This window comes from Paenibacillus koleovorans NBRC 103111, from assembly GCF_004000845.1.
In the GTDB taxonomy this organism is placed as follows: Bacteria; Bacillota; Bacilli; order Paenibacillales; family NBRC-103111; genus Paenibacillus_AA; species Paenibacillus_AA koleovorans.
On the sequence record NZ_BIMA01000002.1, the window covers coordinates 1 to 21,906 of the forward strand.

The following is a 21,906-nucleotide window of genomic DNA, read 5'->3' on the forward strand; positions in this document are numbered from 1 at the left end:
CACCCGCACCATAACCAACTCAACCCCCGCTAATGCACGTAACCCGCTTGCTGATCACGAATATCCGTTTGTTTGGCGGCCGTTTGCCGTGTTTACCCGAAAACTTTAGTTTACTATTAGCCAACTTTCATTCTCTATCCCCGTTTCCACCATTCTTCCGCCTTGAAGACGGATTCCTTGTCAACCTGACCCCAGTCCCCGAACGGCATAACTGCTGGATGCAGTCCGAAAAAGTCGGACTGCAAGGCCGCTTATAGGCGGAGTATGCTCCCTAGTCCGAAAAAGTCGGACTCCCGCGCGCCTATTCGCCTGGAAAAGCTCTGTAGTCCGAATCGGCCGAATTAGAGCGGCGTTTTCCAGAGGGAGCGTGCGGAAACAGCTCCGCAAATGGGAAAATTCGGACTAGAGACCGCTTCCCCCTCCGCTCCCGACACACAGTCCGAAAAAGTCGGACTAGAGCGTATACTGCCTTTTCATGTGCTCTATAAGAAACCCGGATCGGAACAATCACCGGTCCATTAATGTTACGGAACCACCCGCCGAGCCCTACCTGCCTTCACATGCTTCAGCTGAGCGACGATGATGACGCTGATGATGATCAATAAGAACCAAGAGCTGATTTTCCCGAAGCTCACCCAATGCCACGTTTGGTTCTGGTTCGGGTATTGCCAGGCGTTGAAGAACGTCGCGATATTTTCGGCCAGCCAAATAAAAAATCCTACGAGAAAAAAGGCAAGCGTAAGCGGCATCCGATATGTGACTCCCCGCACCCGATAAAGGATCCATGTTTTCCAGAACACCGCCAGAACAAGAGCCTTCAGCCACCAGCGAAAATCCGGAATAAAATGATGGGTGAAGAAGTTCAAATAAATCGCGCCTCCGAGCATCCACACGAAAGCGGGTCCCGGCCAGCCCGTCATATCCATCTTCAGCCGCCGCCATACTTGACACATGTAGCTGGCCACACTGGCATACATGAACCCGCTGTAGAGCGGAACGCCGAACAGCTTCGTCCACCCGGGCTCCGGATACGACCAGGACCCCATGTGCACCTTATACATCTCCAGCAGCAGTCCGATGAGGTGGAATACGCCGATGACCTTGAGCTCATCTGTCGTTTCCAGCCCGCTGCGGTACATCATAAGCTGGACAATGAGCAGGATCAGCAAAATGGCGTCATACCGATGGAGGAACGGGAAATCGAATAGATTCGAAAGCGCCAGCGTCCCGAATATCGCAACAGGGAAAATGCAGCTCATCGCCTGATGGCAGCCGAAATGCAGCAGCTGTACGAGCGGTTTCCTCACGGATCGCTTCATGACCGCACTAGGACGCCACATCTCGGCGCGTGAACATGAGCCAAGAAACAAGGTTGAAGGCCACGAAGTAAACCGCAAGCACGCAGATCGAGAAGGTTAGCGTCATTCCCTCCTGATACGGGGTCCCCCTCAAGTACTGTGTAAGATCCGTATTCGTGAACCAGAGATACTTGCTCCAGCTGAACCGATGCAGCGCCTCCTGCAGCATAAAGCCCCCGAACAGCGCAACGATCGAAAGCGCAATGGCCATCGTGCTGCTGCGGAACGCGGATGAGATCATAAACGCCATGGTGACATACAAAACCGTGGATACCCCGTTCAGCAAATACGTTTTCCATAGATTGAGCGCCATGCTCTTCTCCACGATAAATCCGTCATTCGTCACTTCGATTAAAGGCAAATTCAAATCCCCAAACCCATGTAATATCCCATTTATGATAACCGATACGAGGAAAAGCGCAATCAACAGAAGAGCGCTGAAAATCAACGTAGAGATGTATTTGGCGATCAGAATCTTAAGCCTACTAGCCGGCCTGATGAGCAGCAGCTTGATCGTACCGGCCGAAAATTCGCCAGCCATAATATCGCCCGCAACAATAATGGTGAGAATCGTAATCAAGGGCACCATACCGGCCGAATCGTTGATCCCATCCCACATCGTGCCGTCTTCCGTCGGAATGTTCCGCTCCATGTGATAATCGATGAGGGCGATGCGTTGGATGAGATATGTACGCGTCTCCTCGCTTAAATCGGTTCTTTTCAAAGTTTCGATTCGTTCGGCCTTCTCCTGCCGCAGCTCCGCCTGCCAGCCTTCGCTTTGCTGGTTTCTGTCGCTATTCCAATCCACGATATTGATGAATAACACCAAGGCGACCAGAAATCCGACCAGAAACAACGTTCTCGCCCGCCGGTATATTTTCATGTTTTCATTCAGCACCAAGTTAACCAATCTGCTTCCCTCCCGACCCCGTTATCTCCAAGAAACGATCCTCGAGCGACAGCCGAACCGTTTCAACGCCATAAAGTCGAACCCGATTGTGCATTAACTGCTCCAATATGTCCGGTACACGCTCTCGATCGGTAGTGAACTGGATTCGGCCGTCCTCGACAGCCTGGAGCTCTTGGATGCCTTCCATTTGACTCAGAATCCCCAGTGCCTGTGCTGCAGGCTGCGCTTCAATACGATAGGTCGGAGCCTGCTCGCTTCCTTGGGTGAAATGCTGGATCGGCTTCACGTCTACCAGCTTGCCTTGCTGCAGGATGGCGACCCGGTCGCACATGAGCTCCATCTCGGACAACAAGTGGCTTGACACGATAACCGTGATGCCCTCCGTTCGAGTCAACAGCCGCAAATAGTCGCGCAGCTCGCGGATCCCGGCGGGATCGAGACCGTTCGTCGGCTCATCCAGGATCAAGAGAGACGGCCGGTGCAGCAACGCTTGGGCCACTCCGAGCCTCTGACGCATGCCGAGCGAATACTTCTTTACTTTATCGTGAATGCGGTTCTCCAGCTTGACCAACTTCACCACTTCGTCGATCCGTTCCTTACTCACACCTGGCACCATGCGCGCGTAATGAACGAGATTCAAGTAGCCGCTCAAAAACTTGTACATTTCCGGATTTTCCACGATAGCGCCAACATGTCGGATGGCTTGCTCGAATTCGGTTTTGATGTTTTTCCCTTTGATAACAATTTGTCCTCGGGTCATCGCCATTAAGCCGACGATCATGCGGATCGTAGTTGTTTTCCCGGCCCCGTTCGGTCCGAGGAAGCCGAATATTTCGCCCTGCGGCACATCGAACGTGAGATCGTCGATAATCGTGTTCCGGCCGATTCGTTTCGTCACATTTTGCAAACGGATGATGGGTTCGCTGTTCATGATCGGACTCCTCTCATTTAGGTCAGATTGAATTTAGCATAATATTTATCGAATTACAATAAGTTTGTATTGAATTCACTTGCATATACGTTGTTTTGGTGATGGCCCGCCGGCCAATCGAAGTATACCCCCGGACCTAGCCAAGTGAAGCTGCGAGGAGACCAAAGAGAAGTACAGAACGACGACCCGCATCTACGTCGTTGCTATGACTTGACTTCGGAAACATTTTTCAGGATACTGCTATAAAACCGGTTCGGCATCCGTCTTATAGGCGAAAGGAGGACGGCGGCACTATGGAGGTAAACGCACCAGTACCTGAGCTGTTCCAGCAATTGTTCCGGGAGCATTATCCCGGGGTGGCGCGGAAGCTCTATGCGTTGACCGGCGATTATGCGGCGGCGGAAGATTTGGCCCAGGAAGTGTTCCTGAGGCTCTATCGGAGTCCTCCGGACCGTCTGGAGGCGGTTGGCGCTTGGCTACACCGGGTGTTGATCCGAGTGGGCTACGATTATTTGAGACAACGGTCTTCGAGCAAGACCTTGTTGGAGAAAGAATCCGCTCGAGTGGCGGCATGGTCGGATAGCGCAGCCCCATCGGGTGAGACCGAAGTGATTCGCGAATGGGAAATCGACGTAGTCCGGAAGGTGCTTCAGAAGCTGTCGGACCGCGACCGGACCGCCCTCCTGCTTCGGGAGGAAGGGTACAGCTACGAAGAGATCGCTCACAAGCTTGAGGTGAATCCGAAAATTGTCGGTACGCTGCTGGCCCGGGCGGAGGAACGGCTCAAGAAGAAATACGGGCAGGAGGAGGAGCAGCATGGCGGACGAACAGAAACGGACCGGAAAGGAACCGGTTTTTGATACGGATCGAGCATGGAAACGATTCGAAAAAATGACTGCCGGCGAGCCGGTGGCGGATTATTGGAAGCAGTCGGCGGAAGGCAAGCAGGTGAGCGAACATTTAGAAGAGACAAGCTTGACTGTTGATGTGAAATACCAAAATGAGAATGGCGGGATGGAAATGAAACAACCGGTTGCAGCCCAAGAAACTGGGAAAACCGCTGAAGTCATAACGAAAGACTTCGGGGAGGACGGCGTATGGCGCACCGAACGTCCGGTTAGTCGCAGGATCCGGAGGCTGACAACCGGTATCGCGGCCGCCGTCATCGTGGTCAGTCTGTTCACCACTTCCCTCGGGGACCGGGTAATGGCGGCCATGCAGCAAACGTTCCGCATCCAGCATATGGTTGGAGTTGAGATAACGGCGGACGACTTGGCGACGATCTCAAGCTTGCTGGATCGCGGCTCTCCTGAAGGAAGCCGAAGCTTCAGTCTAGCCCAATACGGATCTTTGACCCAATCCGAAGGAGGGCCCGCTCGGACGCTCACTTGGAATGAAGCGGAGAAGAGAATGGGCGGTTCGCTGCTCCAGCTGGGGAACTCTTCGGAGCCTTCCTATCAGCCGGCTACCTCCCTTACGCTTCAATTGAATGTGGGTGCGGTCAATAAGCTGCTCACCCGTCTAGGCGGAGCCACTACTCTCCCTTCCGAAGCGGATGGCAAAGCGATCCAGCTGCAAATCCCCGATGCCATCGCGAGCGTGGGAACGTTGGCGGGCAAGCCGGCAAGACTGCTCCAATTCGGCAAGCCCGAGCTGACCGTCGACGGCGGCATCGATGTGGCAAAAGTCCGCGACGCTATCCTGGGATTGCCCGTGCTGCCGGACAGCCTGCGCACCAAGCTCGCCGCCATAGCCGATTGGCAGAGCACGCTGCCGATCCCGACACGAGACGGCGTAACGACCAACCTCCGGCTGAATGGCCATGACGCGATCATGACGAGAGACGGCAAACATCGCCTCCTCATGTGGCTGAACGGAAACCGGATGGGTCTGCTACGCGTGGATCTGAAAGATTTCCCGACGGAAGCCGCCTTCCGACAGGCAGCGGAGGAGCTTGTTCGGCCATGATGATGATTGACACCGAACAGTTGACGAAAACTTTCAATGGCCGCGGCGGTTGCCGCGGCATTACGCTGCAAGTGCCGAAGGGCTCCATCTTCGGCCTGCTCGGTCCGAACGGCGCCGGCAAAAGCACGTTCGTGAAAATGCTGGCCGGCCTCCACCGTCCCGACTTCGGTCGGGCCACGATGCTGGGGCTGCCTCTAGGCCGGCCGGAAGCAAGGCGCAAGCTCGGGTATTTGCCCGAGCTGTTCCGCTTCCAGGAGTGGCTGACCCCGACGGAGGTGCTCCGTTTCCATGGTCAGCTCGGCGGTCTGGGACCTCAGGAAACGCGGTCCCCCGCCTTTCGCAGCCGGGTCCGGGACACGCTGGAGCTGGTCGGCTTGTCCGCGGCGGCGGATCGCCGGATCGCCGGCTTCTCCAAGGGCATGCAGCAGCGGCTCGGCCTCGCATCGGCCCTGCTCCTGGAGCCGGAGCTCCTGATCCTGGACGAACCGGCTTCCGCGCTCGATCCCGTCGGCCGCTACGAAATCCGCATGCTGATGAAGCGCCTCCAGAGCAAGGGCGTAACGATCTTCCTCAACACCCATCTGTTGGAGGATGTGGAGGAGCTGTGCGATGAAGCCGCCTTCCTGTTCGAAGGCAAGCTTCTCGCTTCGGGGCCGTTGCACCGGCTGCTCGGCGCAAGCGGGGGCAGCAACGCCAATTGGCGCTTCCGGCTCGGCGGCTGGCTCCCGGAGACGTGGTCGGAGCTGCTCGAGGTCGAGGGCGATTCCCTCTCCTCCCTCTTGCACCTCGTCGAGACGGACGAGAGCGGGAACGCCTTGCTGTCCGCCCAAGTAACCGACCGCGAGCAAGCCGGTTATTTGGCCGCGCTGTTTGTCCGCAGCGGCTTGACGCTCTACGAGTCCGCCCCGGAGTCGAACAGCCTGGAGGCGTGGTTTCTGGAGATGGCCGGCTCCCGCCAAGGAGGGTTGTCCCGATGAGTATGTATATAGCCGCTACTTTCAAGGAGCTGACCCGCAAAAGGGTATTCCTCGTCACCTTGATCGTAACGCTCGCGTTCTTGATTTTGTTCGCGTTCGGTGTCCATGCCATGGCTCTAATGTCCGAACGGAGCGGGAGCTCCCCTGCCGAATGGCTGCTGAGCAGCATGGTCATGATGGTGTTGGCCTTGTTCTTCGCTCAGTTCCTGACGTCGTTCTTCGTGCTGTTCTCCGCGATGGGGACCGTTACAGGCGAGCAGGAAAGCGGACTGCTGCTCGCCGTCGCCGCCCGTCCGATCCCGCGATGGAAGCTTTACCTGGCCAAGTGGCTCGGCCATGCCGTCTGGATCGCCGTGTACGGGGCCGTCTTGTATGCGTCCATCAGCTGGATCATTCATTCGCAAGCCGGTCTTCCCCTGCTGCTGGATGAGTTTCTGCGAGGACTGGTGCTGTTTCTATGGATGCCCCTCGTCTTGCTTTCGCTTACGATGTTAGGCTCCATCTATTTGCCTATGCTGGGCAACGGCATTTGCTCCGCCCTGCTGTACGGGTTTTCGCTCTTCTGCGGGCTGGTGGAAGGAATTGCAAGCTATGGGAACGTACCTCCCTCAATCGAAAAATTCTTCTTCCTGATCGGGTTGCTCATCCCGACGGACTCGATTTACAAGCGAAGCCTCTACGAAGTGATGGGCGGTGCGGACTGGGCGGGCATGTCGATCTCGGATATGGGGCCTTTCTCCGTCTCGGCGGTCCCTTCGAATGCGTTTCTTTTGTACACGGTGGTCTATGCAGCCATTGTGCTCTGGCTCGGATGCTGGGCGTTTAGCCGAAAAGATCTTTAGCTTCATAAACGAGCAGCGGCAGGAGGGTTGCTTCTCCGTCCTTAGTTGCCGCTGCGTACGCTTGGCAACAAAAACCTGACCGGAAGCTCTCCCTCCAGTCAGGTCACCCGCCAAATCCGCCATCACTACCTTCAAATCCCCCTGCGTTTCCGCACGACTCGGCGTTTCTTCACCACTCGGCACGTCCGGGTCCGCTTGGTCTTCCGCACAACCTTGCACTTCCGAATCACCTTGCAGCTTGCAATTGTTTTGCACACGATTTTTCCGCGCCGTTTCACGATTTTCCGCTTCTTCTTGCAGATGAAGTGAGGTTTGCCGCAGCGGCTGCAGTCCACTACATGCGCAATGAACGTAGAGCGGTTGTTCGTACCCGCAGGATCCGATGTCGTCGAAGCGACCGTTGCCGTGTTCACGATGTCGCCGCTGGCGGAAGGTTGAACAGTGCCTCGGATAAAGATCGTAAGCGAAGAGCCTACGGTTACGGTTCCCAAACTCGTGGAACCGGTCCACGGCTTGAACGTTACGCCCCCATCCGTTGAAAATTGCACGTCGGTCAATTGGCCGGGAGCCGGGTCGGTGATCGATACATTTTCAGCTGAGGACGGCCCGGCATTGGTCACCACAATCGTATACGTGAGCGATTCTCCAGGCAGCGGATGAGCGGGATTTCCCGTCTTCACAATCGAGAGATCGGCCGAAGGCTGTACCGGTGTGGTTGTGGTAGAAGTATTGTTGGACGGATCGGGATCCGGCGTGGTGGATACGACCGTCGCCGTATTCGAAAGGGTCCCGGTTGCCGACGGAATAACCGATCCGCGCAGCAAAACGATCTGCGATGCGCCAGCCCCGAGCGTGCCCAAGGAAAGCATTCCGGTCCAGGGGCTAAAGGTGACGCCGCCATCCGTCGAGTACTCTACCTCTGTCAACGCGCTTGGAACTATATCCGTAAGCATGATGTTCTCGGCATCGTTCGGCCCTTCATTCGTTACCACCACCATATACGTGAGCGGCTGGCCCGGGGAAGCCGGATTCGGGCTGCTCGTTTTGACAACGGAGATATCGGCCGAAACCTGAACCGGTGTCGTCGTGGTGGAGGTGTTGTTGTTAGGGTCCGGATCCGAAGTTGTGGAGGTCACAATCGCCGTGTTGATGATCGAGCCAGTTGCCGATGCGCTTACCGTACCCCGCAGCAGCACGGTTTGCGACTCCCCATCCTCCAATCTGCCAATATTGACGGTACCGGTCCACGGGTTGAACGTAACGCCGCCGTCTGTAGAAAACTCCACTTCGATCAGTTGACTGGGAACCGGATCCGTAATCGTAACATTTTCCGCATCGTCAGGCCCGTCATTGGTGACTTCAATCGTATAGGTGACCTGCCCGCCCGGGGCGGTTGGATTCGGACTGCCCGTTTTCACAATCGAGAGATCGGCGGAATCCCCTACCGGAGTCGTGATGGTGGAGGTGTTGTTGGACGGATCCGGATCCGGTGTGCTCGAGCTGACGCTAGCCGTGTTCGTAATCGGTCCTACGGCGGAAGGATTCAATACTCCCCGCACCAACAGGAGACGAGTGGCGCCGTTAGCCAATGTTCCAAGATTGATGGAGCCGGTCCAAGGCCGATAAGTGTCTCCGTCGTCCGTAGAATATTCCGCTTCGATCAGTTGGTCGGGAATGAGATCGGTGAGCGTCACATCTACCGCTTCGGTCGGACCGGCATTGGATACGACGATCGTATAAGTGAGCAATTGGCCGAGGAGCGCAGGATTCGGACTCGCTAATTTGACAACCGACACATCGGCAGACTTCTCAAGTGGCGTCTCGATGGAAGATTCGTTGTTCTCCAGGTTCGGATCCGGTATTGACGATTGCACGACCGCGGTGTTGGCAATGGACCCTACTGCGGATGCACTCACTGTACCGCGGATCAGCAGCGTGATGGAGTCTCCGCTGGAGATCGTGCCGGCATTGTAAGGGTTCACCCATGGGTTGAACGTGCTTCCCCCATCCGTCGAGAGCTGTACATTCGTCAACGAGCTTGGAACAGCGTCGACTACGGTCACATCCAAGGCATCGGACGGCCCGTTGTTCGTGATCACGAGCGAGTATGTCAATTGTTCACCCGGGTTCGCCGGGTCCGGGCTGGCCAATTTCACAATCGACAAATCGGCGGTCGTCTCAATCGGCGTTTCTACCGTGGAAGTATTGTTATCGGGATCCGGATCGGGAGTTGAGGAGCCTACGGTTGCAGTATTCGTGATCTCCTCCGTTGCGGAAGAATCCACGGTTCCTCGAATGAGTACAATCTCCGAGACGCCGTCCGCCAATGTGCCCAGATTCAGCGTGCCGGTCCAAGGACTGTAGGTTACTCCCCCATCAGTGGAAAATTCCGCATTAAGCAACTCGCCCGGCACCGCATCGGTCAACGTAACGTTTTGCGCCGTATCAGGTCCTGCATTCGAGACTACGATCGTATAGGTCAGTGTCGCCCCTGCGGTAACAGGCGTGGGGATCGAGATTTTCACAATCGATAGATCCGCCGACGTATTGATCGGGGTGAGCACGGTCGAAGAATTGTTGGACGGATCCGGATCGGGAGTTTCGGAAGCAACGGTCGCCGTATTCGAGATGACCCCGCTCGCCCCCGCATCGACCGTTCCTCGAATCAGGACCGTTTGTGTCGCGCCACTAAGCAGAGTCCCTAAACCAAGCGATCCGGTCCATGGACTATACGTCACTCCGCCATTCGTAGAGTACTCCACTCCCGTCAACGAATTCGGTACCGCATCCGTTAGGGTCACATTCAAAGCGGAGTCAGGTCCGGCATTGGCAACAACTACCGAATAAGTCAACATACCTCCAGAGGCAACCGGACTTGGACTCGCCGTCTTGATAACGGAAAGATCGGCGGATGTGTTGATCGGGGTAATCTCGGTAGAGGTATTGTTCGTTGGATCCGGATCGGGAGTCGTGCTTGTTACGACGGCGGTATTCGTGATGATACCCGTAGCGGAGGGATTAACCGTGCCCCTGATAAGGACCGTTTCGGAATTGCTAGCCGCAATTGTACCCAACGAAAGAGAGCCGGTCCATGGGGCGAATGTAGAGCCGCCGTCCGTCGAGAATTCAACAGCAGAGAGCACACTTGGAACTGTATCGATCAACGTCACATTTTGCGCGTCCGCCGGACCCGCATTGCTCACCAGGATGGTGAAGGTCAGCAAGCCGCCGGCCGGCACAGGGCTAGGTGCCCCCACTTTGACGACGGAGACGTCGGCCGATGTGTCGAGAGGAATGATGGACGTAGACGTATTGTTCGACGGATCCGGGTCAGGTGTGGTCGAGATGGCAGTTGCTTGATTCGTGATGCTTCCGGTTGCGGAGACGCTTATGGTGCCTCGTAAAAGGATCGAAACCGACTCGGCAACGTCCAAGGTGCCTAACCCAAGGAGGCCGAGCCATGGCGAGAAGCTTGTGCCGCCGTTCGTCGAATACTCCACCCCGGTCAGCGTGCTCGGCACAACATCCGTCAATGTTACATTGTCGGCAGTCGATGGCCCTGCATTGGACACTGTAATGGTGTATGTTAGCTCTTGGCCGACTTCGGCAGGATCGGGGCTTCCTGTTTTGACCACTGAGATATCCGCCGACTCTTCGACAGGCGTTACCGTTGTGGAGGTGTTGTTGTCCGGATCGGGATCCGGGGTCGAGGAGTTGACGATAGCCGTATTCGTAATTGAGCCTGTGACTGCTGCGCCTACTATCCCTCGAATCAAGATCGTTTGCGTGGCGCCGTCGGCCAGTGTCCCCAAGTTCAGAGATCCCGTCCACGGTTGAAACGTTACGCCTCCGTTTGTCGAATACTCCGCAGCATTCAACTCGCTAGGGACCGAATCGATCAACGTGACATTGCTTGCAGGAGACGGTCCTCCATTGAAGACGGTAAGGGAATAAGTCAGCGATTCTCCCGCTACTGCAGGCGATGGAATCGCGGTTTTGACGATCGCTACGTCTGCGGCTTCATTGATCGGAGCGATGGACGTCGAGGTATTATTCGATGGATCCGGATCTGCAGTCGAGCTGCTTACGGTTGCCGTGTTCGTGATCGTCTCTGTAGCGGACACACTGACTAATCCCCGGATGAGTATCGTTGCCGTCTCGCCTTGAAGAAATGTGCCCAGCTCCAAGCTTCCCGTCCAAGGTTGAAAAGTACCGCCACCATCCAAGCTATACGCCGGATTCAATACCTCTTGCGGGATGCTGTCCTCCAGCACGACTTCTTGAGCGGCGTCCGGCCCGTTGTTCACAACTACGATCGTGTAGGTGAGCTGTTGTCCGACCATGACAGGAGTAGGTGCGTTCGTTTTCTCAACTTGCAAGTCAGCTATAGCATTCACTTGCAAAATATAGTCCTCGACCTCGCCGTCCGACGCCGCCCCCAGACTCCTCGTATCCACGGCGGTCGGGCTTGCATTCTGGTTGACCAGATTGTCGGTCGTCAGTCTAAGTCTTACAAACGTTTGACCTGGCGTTAACATTACCCCGGCTGGTACTGTGAAATTCAGTGTAACCGTCTGCGTCCCTAACTGGGAAGCCACTACCCGAACAGGCGCCGCCTCGTTGCCTTGGAACACTCCGTTCTCATTGAAGTCGATCCATCCGTACAGGTTGGCCGGATCGCCGGTTTCGTTCGTGACCGACACATTCAAGGAGTACGTCGCGGCACTGATGGACAAAATCGGCAGAGGCACAGCAAGACCGTCATCCTGAATCCCTTTTGTGAGATCATCGCCTGTTGCGGTCGGATTCTGGTAGGCGTCCTCCTCGGCCGTCACTTGAGTGCCCAGCATCAGCTCGCTGATCAATTGATGCCGGGGGCCGTTTTTGGCAAGCGTAGTGGAGTAGTTGTTCGGACCATTGCCGATCGCGCTATCGGGAGCATCGCCGAAATCCACCTCGATGAAGGCATTCGGGCACATGGTGGCATCATTGAACGAGGTCGTGACCGTATTCGAGAACAACGAAGCGGTAGCCGTGTTGCCGGAGACGGTGTACCGGTAGATGTTGCCGCTGCTGTTGGATATGGCGTAAATGTTGTCGGATGCGTCGATAGCGATCGCGCCGAACGGTCCCGTATGCATGGGAGTCGTCGTCAAGTTGGTGATCGTCCCGGTTGTAGGTGCAATTCTCCTCATTGTGCCGGTCGGATTAATCCCGTATAAATAGGAATCGGCGCTCCGGAACACCCAGTCGCTGACATTCAAAGTATTGCTTAGTGGCACGCCAAAGTTGCTCGTCTGCTCCGAATAACCGGTTGCCGGATTCACGAGCTTCAGGAAGGTGGCTGAATTGGGTCGCACATCCACAACATAGAAGCGGCTGGCATCATTGACCGCCATATAGAAGAAGCCGTTCAAGTCAAATGTACCGACATTATACCCGGCAACAGGCAAACCCGGAGGCAACGGAAACAGGAATGTTAAATTCCCGTTCGGATCGACACGGACAATGCGGTTGTTTACCTGATCGTACCCATAAATATAGTTATCCAGTATATTATAAGCGATTGCATTGACCTCGACGGGCGGAGAGAGATTGCCTTGAGTAGATGTCGCTCCCGTGACAACATTGATGTTGTACCAGACGGTAGGCGCTCCAGCGAATTGAATCATTGTAGTGTTGCAGCTAAACGGGTTGTCCGTCGTGTCATGGCTAAAGTTTTGGTTCGAAATAGTAGCGTTGTTGTTGATCTGGGTTTGCGTTACCGTGACGGTTAGCTTCCGGGGACCATTCGACATCGTAAACCCTTCCGGCTGCGTGAAAACGGTCGGAGGACATGCTGCAGGACTAGCTACTGTCTCATAAATGGAATAGGTTCCCGCTACCGTGACGGAGAAGCTGTAGATACCGCTTGCATTCGTTTGAGTCGAGACGCAAGTTGCCCCTGCATGGCTGAATAGAACTACATATACATTGGCTATTCCCGGATCGCCGGGAGACAATTGACCGTCATGATTGAGATCTTGAAACACCGTCCCTGTTATTGTGGCTGGCATGCTGCAGTTAAACGCTCCCTTCTGGTGATGGCTTCGATCGAATGGAGATGGCTTTCCCTTGGCGCCGAAATAGCTCTCTTCAATTCCCTCCCTTCCTCGCAAAGCTGTATGATGACTCAAAGTCAGGCTATTGTATGATTGTTATTCGCCCTTGGTGAGGGTGGTTGTCTATGAAACTAGGTGCTTATCCCATCTGAGCTCAGAAATAGTCCTCTATTCCCGCCTATTGCGGCTTCCGGGTAATTTAGTTACAATTTATACATCCCCGGCCAAGCTCGCCGCGAACGGAGGAGAACCGAAGGTGAAACCGGAATATTGCACGTCCTCCCAGCACCCGAAGTGGTTCGGTCTGGCCGTACAAGCATTGATCCTGTTGTCCCAAGAAAAGATGAACACCACTTGCCCCAGCAACGAGCTCGCGGGGTATTTGCAATCCGAGCCCTCTCTTCTGCGTCGCATTCTTGCCGTTCTGGCCAAGGAAGGGTTTATCGGCACACGCGAAGGCCGTGACGGCGGCTACCATTTGAAGAAACCGGCCGAGTCGATTCGGTTGGTTGAGATATATGATGCATTCCGGGCAGGCAGCAAGCTGTGTTTCGGCATTAATGAATCAGCAGGCACCCACCCCCTCGGGCAACGATTGAAGTCGACCCTCGAGGATATTACGGGCGAGATGGACGCCAGCATGCGTGAAGTGTTGAGCAAATACACGATCGCCGATCTAGTCCTGCAGGTCGAAACAAATGTATAATCTGAGCTTCAAAAGTTAACAGTTGACAGCCGTTTTTGATCGGATTATACTGTGCAATATACGTAACAGTTAACAGTCGCGGAGACGGCGTTTATTGTCCGATATACTGTGGTTCTATTCGCACAGTAAGCGGAGGTCGGCGTTTACCTTTTCTTTTTTTGCGCCTTTAACTGTGCGATTCATTCAACAGTAACCATTTTAAGGAGGACTATCATGTCTACTCTAATCCAAACCGAAACACAATCTCCCCTCTTCTCCGAGGTCATCCGTGGACGCCGCTCCGTGCGTCAATATGACAAGTCGGTTCGACTGTCCCGCGAGCAGATCAAGGAGCTGCTGAGTGAAGCGACGCTGGCGCCTTCCTCCTCCAATATCCAGCCGTGGCGTTTCCTTATCATCGACACCGAGGAGCTCAAGGAGCAATTGCAGCCGATCGCCTACAACCAAAGTCAGATCTCGGAAGCGGCGGCGGTGATCGTTGTACTCGGCGATACCGAAGGGTATTATAAAGCGGATCAGATCTACGGCGAAGCGGCGGTGCGCGGCTATATGCCGGAGGAGACAGCCAAGACGTTTGCCGAACGGACAAAGAGCATTTACGGCTCCCTCCCGAAAGAAGCGCTGCACAAAATCATTTATACGGACGGAGGTCTCGTCTCCCAACAGCTTATGCTGGTAGCACGAGCTCACGGCTACGACACAGTCCCCATGGGCGGCTATGACGCGGCCAAGTTGCAAGCGGCTTTCGAGATTTCCGAGCGGTATATTCCAATTATGCTCATCGCCCTTGGCAAAGCAGCAAAGCCGGGCCATCCGACCACGCGTTTGCCGATCGACGATATTGCCTATTTCAATGAAATGCCGGCTGCCGAGTAAAAATAATTAGACCTCCGGATCGAAACTCGACAGTCGATGACGGAGGTCTTGCTACATTCTCTCCTTCCTTCCACATAATTCATGAGCCGACAACCCATATTAGGTAAAGGTATCGGCACATCATGTTATTGGGCAAAGGGGGAGCCACTTGCGAACGAAATTGGTTTGGGTACTGCTTTTTTCACTGACCGGCTGTATGCTATTGACCGCATTTTCCAGTCCGCAGAAGCACGATCGACGTTATTACGAAAGCCGCGGCGAAGTCGTATGGGACGTTCCGATGTCGGAGAAATTAATCGCCTTCACGTTCGATGACGGCCCGAATCCGGAAACTACGCCGCAGGTATTGGAATTGCTGAAGCAGTATGAGGCGAAGGCTACTTTTTTCGTCATCGGCTATCGCATCGACAAGTATCCGGATATCGTGAGGCGCGAAATCGCCGAAGGCCACGAAGTCGCGAACCATACGGACAACCACATCTACTTTACCCGCAACGTTTCCGAGAAAACGATCGCACAGGAAATCGGGAACGTCCAGCAAAAGCTCAAACAGGTAACAGGGCAAGCTTGTCCTTGGTTTCGTCCGCCGGGCGGCTTTTATAACGACAAGGTCATCCGGATCGCCAAACAGTACGGCTATAAGGTCATTCTCTGGTCGTGGCACCAGGATTCGAAGGATTGGAAATCTCCGGGTGTCAACCATATCGCGAACAAAGTGTTGAAAAACGCGCGCAATGGCGACATCGTCCTGCTGCATGATCATGTGGAAGGCTCGAGCCAGACGGTTGAAGCTCTGAAAATCATTCTGCCTGAGTTGATAGAGCGGGGCTTCCGCATCGTGACGGTGTCGGAACTGATGGCGCATAAGGTCGGTCAGACCGGACATAATCCGAATTCTTTTTTGTACCAGGAGAAGTAAAAGTACATAATCATCGGCATACGCAGCCAGCTTCAGGTGTACATTTAGCAATGACTACATCTTGACGATCGATCGGGGAGGGCGTTTCATGGGAGCGAAGCGTTTATCCAGGTTTAACGATGGGCTGGAATGGGGCATGTTCGGGCTGGCGGCCCTTTGTTTGGTCTACTACTCCTTTGAGCAGGAATGGGCCAAAATATTGGAGGCTGTCTTGATCTTGGCTGTGCTGCTCGGGATTCGACTTGTTGTTAAAGTGACGAAAGCCGTTCTGTTCCCGTTGCTGCGCCTCTCCATCCTGCTGTTCATTACGCTGACGATGTTTATCGCCAACATGTTCGGCATGTACGGGGTTATCCCGCATTTGGACGACGTCGAGCATCTGGCTTCGGGCATCATCCTTGGATTCGTCGGGCTTCTGGTGTTCCGGCAGGTGTCCAAAGAGGCGTCGCCCTTGAATGGTCGTTTCGGGCTATTGCCGGTCTGGTTCTCCTGGTTTTTCGCCATTGCCATGGCGGGTTTCTGGGAAATATACGAATTTACGACGGACGCTCTGCTCGGGATGAACTCCCAAGGCGGCGGTCTGGACGATACGATGATCGATATGATTTGCGGATCGATCGGGGCCTCTATTGCTGCGGTTTACTTGAGAACACAAGCGAAACGCGACAAGCTGCCGCCTCGCTCCTGACCCGTGGATTCAGGCTATAACATCGCTTATCTGCTACAACGGGGATATGGCTCCCTCCCGTATATCCGCTTCCCTTCCCTCATATGCTGAAACGACACATTAGGCGTAGGAGGCGAAGCTTGGCATGGATAAAGATTTGCAAGCGGCGAACGCCGCCCAAGGGATCCCGCAGCCAATCCGGAAAAGCGACGGCATGGGAGCGACAGACTTAGGACCGAGGGATGTGATGCGGGACATTGAAAATCCCGATATGCTCGTCCCCCCGGTTACGGACAACGGGCTCGTACCGAATTTGAGATTTTCTTACTCCGACACGCACATGACGCTGAGCCACGGAGGCTGGTCGCGAGAGATCACCGTCCGGGAGCTGCCGATTGCGACAACTTTGGCCGGTGTGAACATGCGGCTGACGCCAGGCGGCGTGCGAGAACTGCACTGGCATCAACAAGCCGAATGGGCGTTCATGATCTACGGGCATGCGCGCATCTCGGCGGTCGATCAAGACGGACGCAACTTCATCGCCGACTTGGGACAAGGCGATCTATGGTACTTTCCTCCCGGCATCCCGCATTCGATTCAAGGGCTGGAGGACGGCTGCGAGTTTCTGCTTGTATTCGATGACGGCAGCTTCTCCGACCTGAACACGCTCTCGATCTCGGATTGGTTCGCGCACACGCCCAAGGAAGTGCTATCCGCCAATTTCGGCGTACCGGTCGATGCGTTCGCCGATGTCCCGCACAAGCAGCGCTACATTTTCCAAGACGAGCTCCCAGGCTCCCTCGCCTCTCAAACCGTCCCCGATCCGAACGGTACCGTTCCGCTCAGCATGACGCATCGACTGCTCGCGCAGACGCCGATCAAGACGCCGGGCGGTTCGGTGCGCATCGTGGACTCCCTCAACTTCCCGATCTCCGTCCGCATCGCCGCCGCCCTGGTCGAAGTTGAACCGGGCGCCATGCGGGAGCTGCACTGGCATCCGAATAACGACGAATGGCAATACTATTTGACCGGCCAAGGCCGCATGACCGTGTTCACAGGCAATGGAAACGCACGCACATTCGATGTCCGGGCAGGCGATGTCGGCTATGTGCCGTTCGCAACCGGCCACTACGTGCAGAACACCGGCACCGAGACGCTATGGTTCCTCGAGATGTTCCAGAGCGACCGATTCGCAGACGTGTCGCTCAACCAGTGGATGGCCCTTTCGCCGCAGCAGCTGGTCAAGGACAACATCCATGCAACCGATCAATTGATGGACGCCCTCCGGAAAGAAAAATGGCCCGTTGTCCGTTATCCGGGCATTCCTCCTGTAATCGAAGACACCGACTAACCCCGTTTCCATTTTTTGTGTCCGATTTTGTTTATTTTTACCGGGAATAGCAAACGATAAGTCTATCCTGTCTTAAGCATCGAGGTGACTTATCGTGAATTCATCGCCGCAGCCTACAAAAGAGCCGACGAAACTGCATCTCGACTTGGAGTCGAACATCCAGACGATTCTCCTTGCGCTCGGGTACAGCCGCGATATCTTCGTGCGCCGCATCCATATCGAAACGCTCGAAGCGGGGATTGACGGTGCACTTCTGCATGTGGAAGGGTTGTCAAACCTGCATTTCGTGCTGGAATCTTTGCTCAGCGACCGTGCGGTGGCCGAGAAACCATTCGAATCGATCGGGCAGCTGCTCGACCACTTCAAGACATCCGTCATCACGGAAGGTGCCGTATACGATGTCGAGAAGATGGAACAGCTGCTCGGTTTGTTGCTGACCGGAAACGGCATCCTGCTGCTCGACGGCAGCGACCGCAGCTTGGCGATCGGCACCCAAGAGCTGAAGGCTCGGGCGGTAGAAGAGCCAAACGTCCAGTCAGTCGTACGAGGCCCCCGCGAAGGATTCACGGAAGTGATTAGCTGGAACACCGCAATGGTTCGCCGCAAAATAACGAGTCCGCATTTGTGGATGGAACAAATGAAAATCGGGGAATCGACTAAAACCGATGTGGCGATAGTCTATATGCAAAATATAGTGGCGCCAGAGCTGTTGAACGAGGTACGGGAGCGATTATCGAAAATCGAGATCGATGCGATTCTGGAGAGCAACTACATCGAGGAGCATATCCAGGACAAACAAATCACCTTGTTCCCGACAACATTCAACTCTGAGAGACCCGATGTGGTTGCCGCGGCACTGCTCGAAGGTCGGATCGCCATTCTGGTGGACGGAACGCCGTTCGTGCTGATTGTTCCTACGGTATTCATGCAATTTTTCCAATCCAGCGAGGATTACTATCAGCGCTTCGATTTCGCGACGCTCATCCGCCTGCTGCGGTTTTTCTCGTTTTTCCTGGCCACGTTGACACCGTCCTTCTATGTAGCGATTTCTACGTTCCATCAAGAGATGCTGCCTACGACACTGCTGTACAATCTGGCAGCCCAACGAGAAGGCGTCCCTTTCCCTGCGTTTATCGAGGCGTTCATCATGGAAGTGATGTTCGAGATCTTGCGCGAAGCCAGTGTGCGCATGCCGCGAACCGTCGGCCAATCCATCTCGATCGTGGGCACGCTCGTTATCGGACAAGCCGCTGTAGAAGCGGGGCTCGTCAGCGCAGCTATGGTCATCGTAGTCTCGATCACCGCGATCTCCAACTTCGTCATCCCGGCCTTCAATCTCGGAATCGCCGCGCGGATCGTGAGGTTTTCCCTAATGATAATGGCAGCTACATTCGGATTGTTCGGCATCTTCGTCGGTATTATTCTGATCGTGCTGCACCTGTGCAGCCTCACCTCGTTCGGAATAAGCTATATGTCGCCACTGGCGCCGTTCAACATGGACGATCAGAAGGACAACCTGGTCCGAATTCCGATTCCCAAATGGATCACCCGCCCTAACTTCATGAGACCCAAAGATCTCGTGCGGCAAAAACGGCGATGAAGGCAGGGACATGAAGCCTATGCGAAACTATTTAACTCCATTAATCAAAATTACAGCATTGATTTTTCTCGCCTCCTTCCTGCTGGCCGGCTGCTGGAGCCGCAAAGAATTGAATGAGCTGAGCATTGTAGTTGGACTCGGCCTCGAAAAGACGGAAGAGGGGTTTACCGTTTCCGTTCAAATTGTGAATCCGGGCCAGGTTTTGACGAAGCGTTCCGCCGGCAGTGCCCAGAGCCCTGTAGTCGTGTTTAAGGAAAAAGGCGCTACAATCCCGGAAGCTCTTGCGCGAATGACTACCCAAGTGCCCCGTCGATTGTACTTCGCCCATTTGCGGATCGTGATCTTTGGCGAGAAGCTGGCCCATTCGGGCCTCAGCCATGCAATCGACTATATGTCCCGGAATCGCGAGATGCGATCGGATTTTTATTTGGTGGTGACGCATGGAACAACTCCTTTCGAGGTTCTCACGATGTTTAGCGCCATCGACCCGATTCCAGCCAACAACATGTTCTCGAAGCTGCAGACGTCCGACGAGCAGTGGGCGGCGACCGGCAAGCTTACTGTCGACCAGTTGATGAAGGGTTTGACGAGCTCGGGTAAAAACCCGGCAATGACCGGAATAGAGATTATAGGTAATGCGGGTAAAGGGGACAAGCCGATTGATTCGACAGCTCCGGCGGCCATCATGCGATATTACGGTATGGCTGCCTTCAATCGTGACCGGATGGTCGGTTGGTTGGATGAAAATGAGACAAAAGCGCTCAACTATATCCAAAATTCCACTCATCAGACCATTGGTTTTATCGAATGCCCCAGAGGAAAAGAAAAAGCAAATGAAAAAGCACATGAAAAATCAAATGAAAAATCAAATGAAAAAGCAAATGGAAAAACAAATGGAAATGGAAAAATATCGGTTCAAGTAATGAAATCACATACCACTATCAAAGCCCATCTGAAGGGCGACGTTCCATCGTTCGATGTATACACTCGGCTGGAGCAAGACATAGCGGATATCGAATGCGATGCCGATGTGCTGGATCCCTCCTTCCTGGAGGAGCTGAATCGGAAATCGGAGCAAAAAGTAGAAGAGCTTCTCGCTAAAGCCATTCATAAAGCTCAGCATCAACTGCACTCCGATATATTCGGCTTTGGCCAAGTGCTGCATAGGCGTTACCCCAAGTTCTGGAAGACTGTCGAGGAATGGGACAATTTATTCGCGCAATCTGAAATCCGGGTTCATGTCGAATTCAATACTCATCGCTTCGGCACCATCATGCAGTCCATCAATCACGAAACGAGGTGAATTCGATGTGGATTTTAGTTGGCGTAGCCGGCACGCTTATTTGGGTAAGCATCGTGGATATTCCTTCTTTATTAAAGACCAAGCGGAGAACACCGGTTTGGGCTGTAGGATGTTTAACCCTGTTCATATGCTCCCTATGCCTGATGTACGCTCTGCATATCCCGATGCCGAACCCGCTTGACTGGGTAACTGCCGCGATGCGACCCATTCAATTCAACAAATTTGGCTAACACCGAAGGAGACCAGGGAATGAACGATTCAAGTCCGATCATCAGCAGCCGTTCGTTTGCCGTTCTTGTCACTTTTTTCATGGTTGGCACATCGATTCTGATTGCCCCGGCACCCATCGCCGCAGATGCGAAGCAGGATGCATGGTTGGCCTGCTTTTTCGGAGTGTTGCTCAATTTGGTACTAGTCCTGATGTATATCTGGCTAGGCGGAAGACAAGGGCGAAATACATTGACCGGCTATTGCGAGCAAGTGCTCGGACGATGGTTCGGCAAAGCGGTCGCTCTTCTCTTTGTGGCGTTTTTTTTCCTGCTTGCCGCTCTGATGATTGGGGATTTGGGCCAGTTTTTGACCAGTCAAAGCTACCCGGAAACGCCTATAGAAGTGCTGATGTTGTTTTTCGCCTCCGCTATTGTGATAGCGGTACGAGCGGGACTACCGGTATTTACGCGTGCTTCCGAGGTCTTTTTCCCTTGGATGATTATATTATTTTTACTCCTGGTGATCCCTATATTCCCGAAAATCGACACAGACTATTTGAGACCGATGTTGGAGAACGGCTTCCTCCCTGTATTGGGAGGAGCTTATAATTTCTACGGATTGCAGGAGCTTGTCGTCATGCTGATGATCTACCCGCATGTCCGTGAGGCTCATAAGAAGGGGAAAGCATTTGTGGTTGGCGTACTAGTCGGAGGAACCATGCTGCTATTGACTACGATTGGGAGTATAGTCTTGATCGGACCTGCTCTCTCCGCCAACGAAATGTTTCCAGCCTACTCCATGGCGAAAAATACGAACATCGGTCATTTCTTCCAGCGAATCGAAGGCATCATGATGATGATCTGGGTATTGTCGATTTTCTTTAAGGTTTCGATCACCTTCTACGCCGCCATGACCGGATTCGCCCAAGCATTCGATATAAAGGACAATAAGTCCTACGTCGTGCCTATGGGGCTTGGTTTGGTCATTCTGGCGCTGCTGTGCTACCCGAATCCGATCTACGTACAGTTGTTTTTGGACCGCACCTGGCCTCCTCTGGCGCTGGTGTTCTCACTGCTTTTGCCGGCGTTCTTGCTAGGCGCTTCCTACATGCCTTGGGTGAGGAAAAAGCAAAAAGCCAATCGGCAGAAGGCCAATTGACCTGGATGGGACGCGCAAATGGATTGGAA

General features: G+C 54.2%; 16 protein-coding genes. 12 read left to right on the top strand and 4 right to left on the bottom strand.

Features of this window, described 5'->3' with window-relative positions:
* Positions 1–524: 524 nt before the first annotated feature.
* Genes PKO02S_RS01075 through PKO02S_RS01085 form a run of 3 tightly spaced genes read right to left on the bottom strand, consistent with a single transcriptional unit; the run spans position 525 to position 3,199 of the window.
* Positions 525–1,319: a DUF817 domain-containing protein gene (locus PKO02S_RS01075; protein WP_127579150.1), complete on the bottom strand. Its 795-nt coding sequence runs from the start codon at positions 1,317–1,319 to the stop codon at positions 525–527.
* 7 nt (positions 1,320–1,326) lie between these two features.
* Complete coding sequence (locus PKO02S_RS01080) at positions 1,327–2,268, bottom strand: ABC transporter permease (RefSeq protein ID WP_127579152.1); 942 nt, start codon at positions 2,266–2,268, stop codon at positions 1,327–1,329.
* On the bottom strand, positions 2,261–3,199 hold the full coding sequence (locus tag PKO02S_RS01085) for an ABC transporter ATP-binding protein (RefSeq protein ID WP_127579154.1): 939 nt from the start codon (positions 3,197–3,199) through the stop codon (positions 2,261–2,263). The genes PKO02S_RS01080 and PKO02S_RS01085 overlap by 8 nt, the downstream gene beginning before the upstream one ends.
* 293 nt (positions 3,200–3,492) lie before the next feature.
* Between PKO02S_RS01085 and PKO02S_RS01090 the strand changes: the two genes are divergently transcribed.
* Genes PKO02S_RS01090 through PKO02S_RS01105 form a run of 4 tightly spaced genes read left to right on the top strand, consistent with a single transcriptional unit; the run spans position 3,493 to position 6,986 of the window.
* Entirely contained in the window at positions 3,493–4,059 is a 567-nt protein-coding gene (locus PKO02S_RS01090; protein ID WP_127579156.1) for a sigma-70 family RNA polymerase sigma factor, read from the top strand.
* Positions 4,016–5,167, top strand: a complete 1,152-nt coding sequence (locus PKO02S_RS01095) for a hypothetical protein (RefSeq protein ID WP_127579158.1) — start codon at positions 4,016–4,018, stop codon at positions 5,165–5,167. Before PKO02S_RS01090 ends, PKO02S_RS01095 begins: the two co-directional genes overlap by 44 nt.
* Positions 5,164–6,144, top strand: coding sequence for an ABC transporter ATP-binding protein (locus PKO02S_RS01100; protein WP_127579160.1), 981 nt, complete (start codon positions 5,164–5,166; stop codon positions 6,142–6,144). The genes PKO02S_RS01095 and PKO02S_RS01100 overlap by 4 nt, the downstream gene beginning before the upstream one ends.
* The gene (locus PKO02S_RS01105) at positions 6,141–6,986 is read left to right on the top strand and encodes an ABC transporter permease (protein ID WP_127579162.1); all 846 of its coding nucleotides are present in this window, start codon (positions 6,141–6,143) and stop codon (positions 6,984–6,986) included. The genes PKO02S_RS01100 and PKO02S_RS01105 overlap by 4 nt, the downstream gene beginning before the upstream one ends.
* 131 nt (positions 6,987–7,117) lie before the next feature.
* Here the strand turns inward: PKO02S_RS01105 and PKO02S_RS01110 are convergent, their stop codons facing one another.
* Positions 7,118–13,042, bottom strand: a complete 5,925-nt coding sequence (locus PKO02S_RS01110; protein ID WP_127579164.1) for a DUF6923 family protein — start codon at positions 13,040–13,042, stop codon at positions 7,118–7,120.
* 301 nt (positions 13,043–13,343) lie between these two features.
* Between PKO02S_RS01110 and PKO02S_RS01115 the strand changes: the two genes are divergently transcribed.
* The 8 genes from PKO02S_RS01115 to PKO02S_RS01150 all read left to right on the top strand — a co-directional run bounded on the left by PKO02S_RS01115 (position 13,344) and on the right by PKO02S_RS01150 (position 21,877).
* Positions 13,344–13,793 (top strand): RrF2 family transcriptional regulator, encoded by a 450-nt coding sequence (locus tag PKO02S_RS01115; protein WP_127579166.1) that lies wholly within the window; start codon positions 13,344–13,346, stop codon positions 13,791–13,793.
* A 213-nt stretch (positions 13,794–14,006) separates the two neighbouring features.
* Complete coding sequence (locus tag PKO02S_RS01120; protein ID WP_127579168.1) at positions 14,007–14,669, top strand: nitroreductase family protein; 663 nt, start codon at positions 14,007–14,009, stop codon at positions 14,667–14,669.
* A gap of 148 nt (positions 14,670–14,817) precedes the next feature.
* On the top strand, positions 14,818–15,588 hold the full coding sequence (locus tag PKO02S_RS01125; protein WP_246066780.1) for a polysaccharide deacetylase family protein: 771 nt from the start codon (positions 14,818–14,820) through the stop codon (positions 15,586–15,588).
* A gap of 88 nt (positions 15,589–15,676) precedes the next feature.
* Complete coding sequence (locus tag PKO02S_RS01130; RefSeq protein ID WP_127579170.1) at positions 15,677–16,276, top strand: DUF2238 domain-containing protein; 600 nt, start codon at positions 15,677–15,679, stop codon at positions 16,274–16,276.
* A gap of 124 nt (positions 16,277–16,400) precedes the next feature.
* Positions 16,401–17,606: an oxalate decarboxylase family bicupin gene (locus PKO02S_RS01135; protein ID WP_127579172.1), complete on the top strand. Its 1,206-nt coding sequence runs from the start codon at positions 16,401–16,403 to the stop codon at positions 17,604–17,606.
* Positions 17,607–17,700: 94 nt separating this feature from the next.
* A complete protein-coding gene (locus PKO02S_RS01140; RefSeq protein WP_246066781.1) occupies positions 17,701–19,206 on the top strand; it encodes a spore germination protein in 1,506 nt (501 codons plus the stop codon).
* 10 nt (positions 19,207–19,216) lie between these two features.
* Positions 19,217–20,509: a Ger(x)C family spore germination protein gene (locus PKO02S_RS01145; RefSeq protein WP_127579176.1), complete on the top strand. Its 1,293-nt coding sequence runs from the start codon at positions 19,217–19,219 to the stop codon at positions 20,507–20,509.
* 249 nt (positions 20,510–20,758) lie between these two features.
* Positions 20,759–21,877: a GerAB/ArcD/ProY family transporter gene (locus tag PKO02S_RS01150; protein ID WP_127579178.1), complete on the top strand. Its 1,119-nt coding sequence runs from the start codon at positions 20,759–20,761 to the stop codon at positions 21,875–21,877.
* Positions 21,878–21,906: the final 29 nt, after the last annotated feature.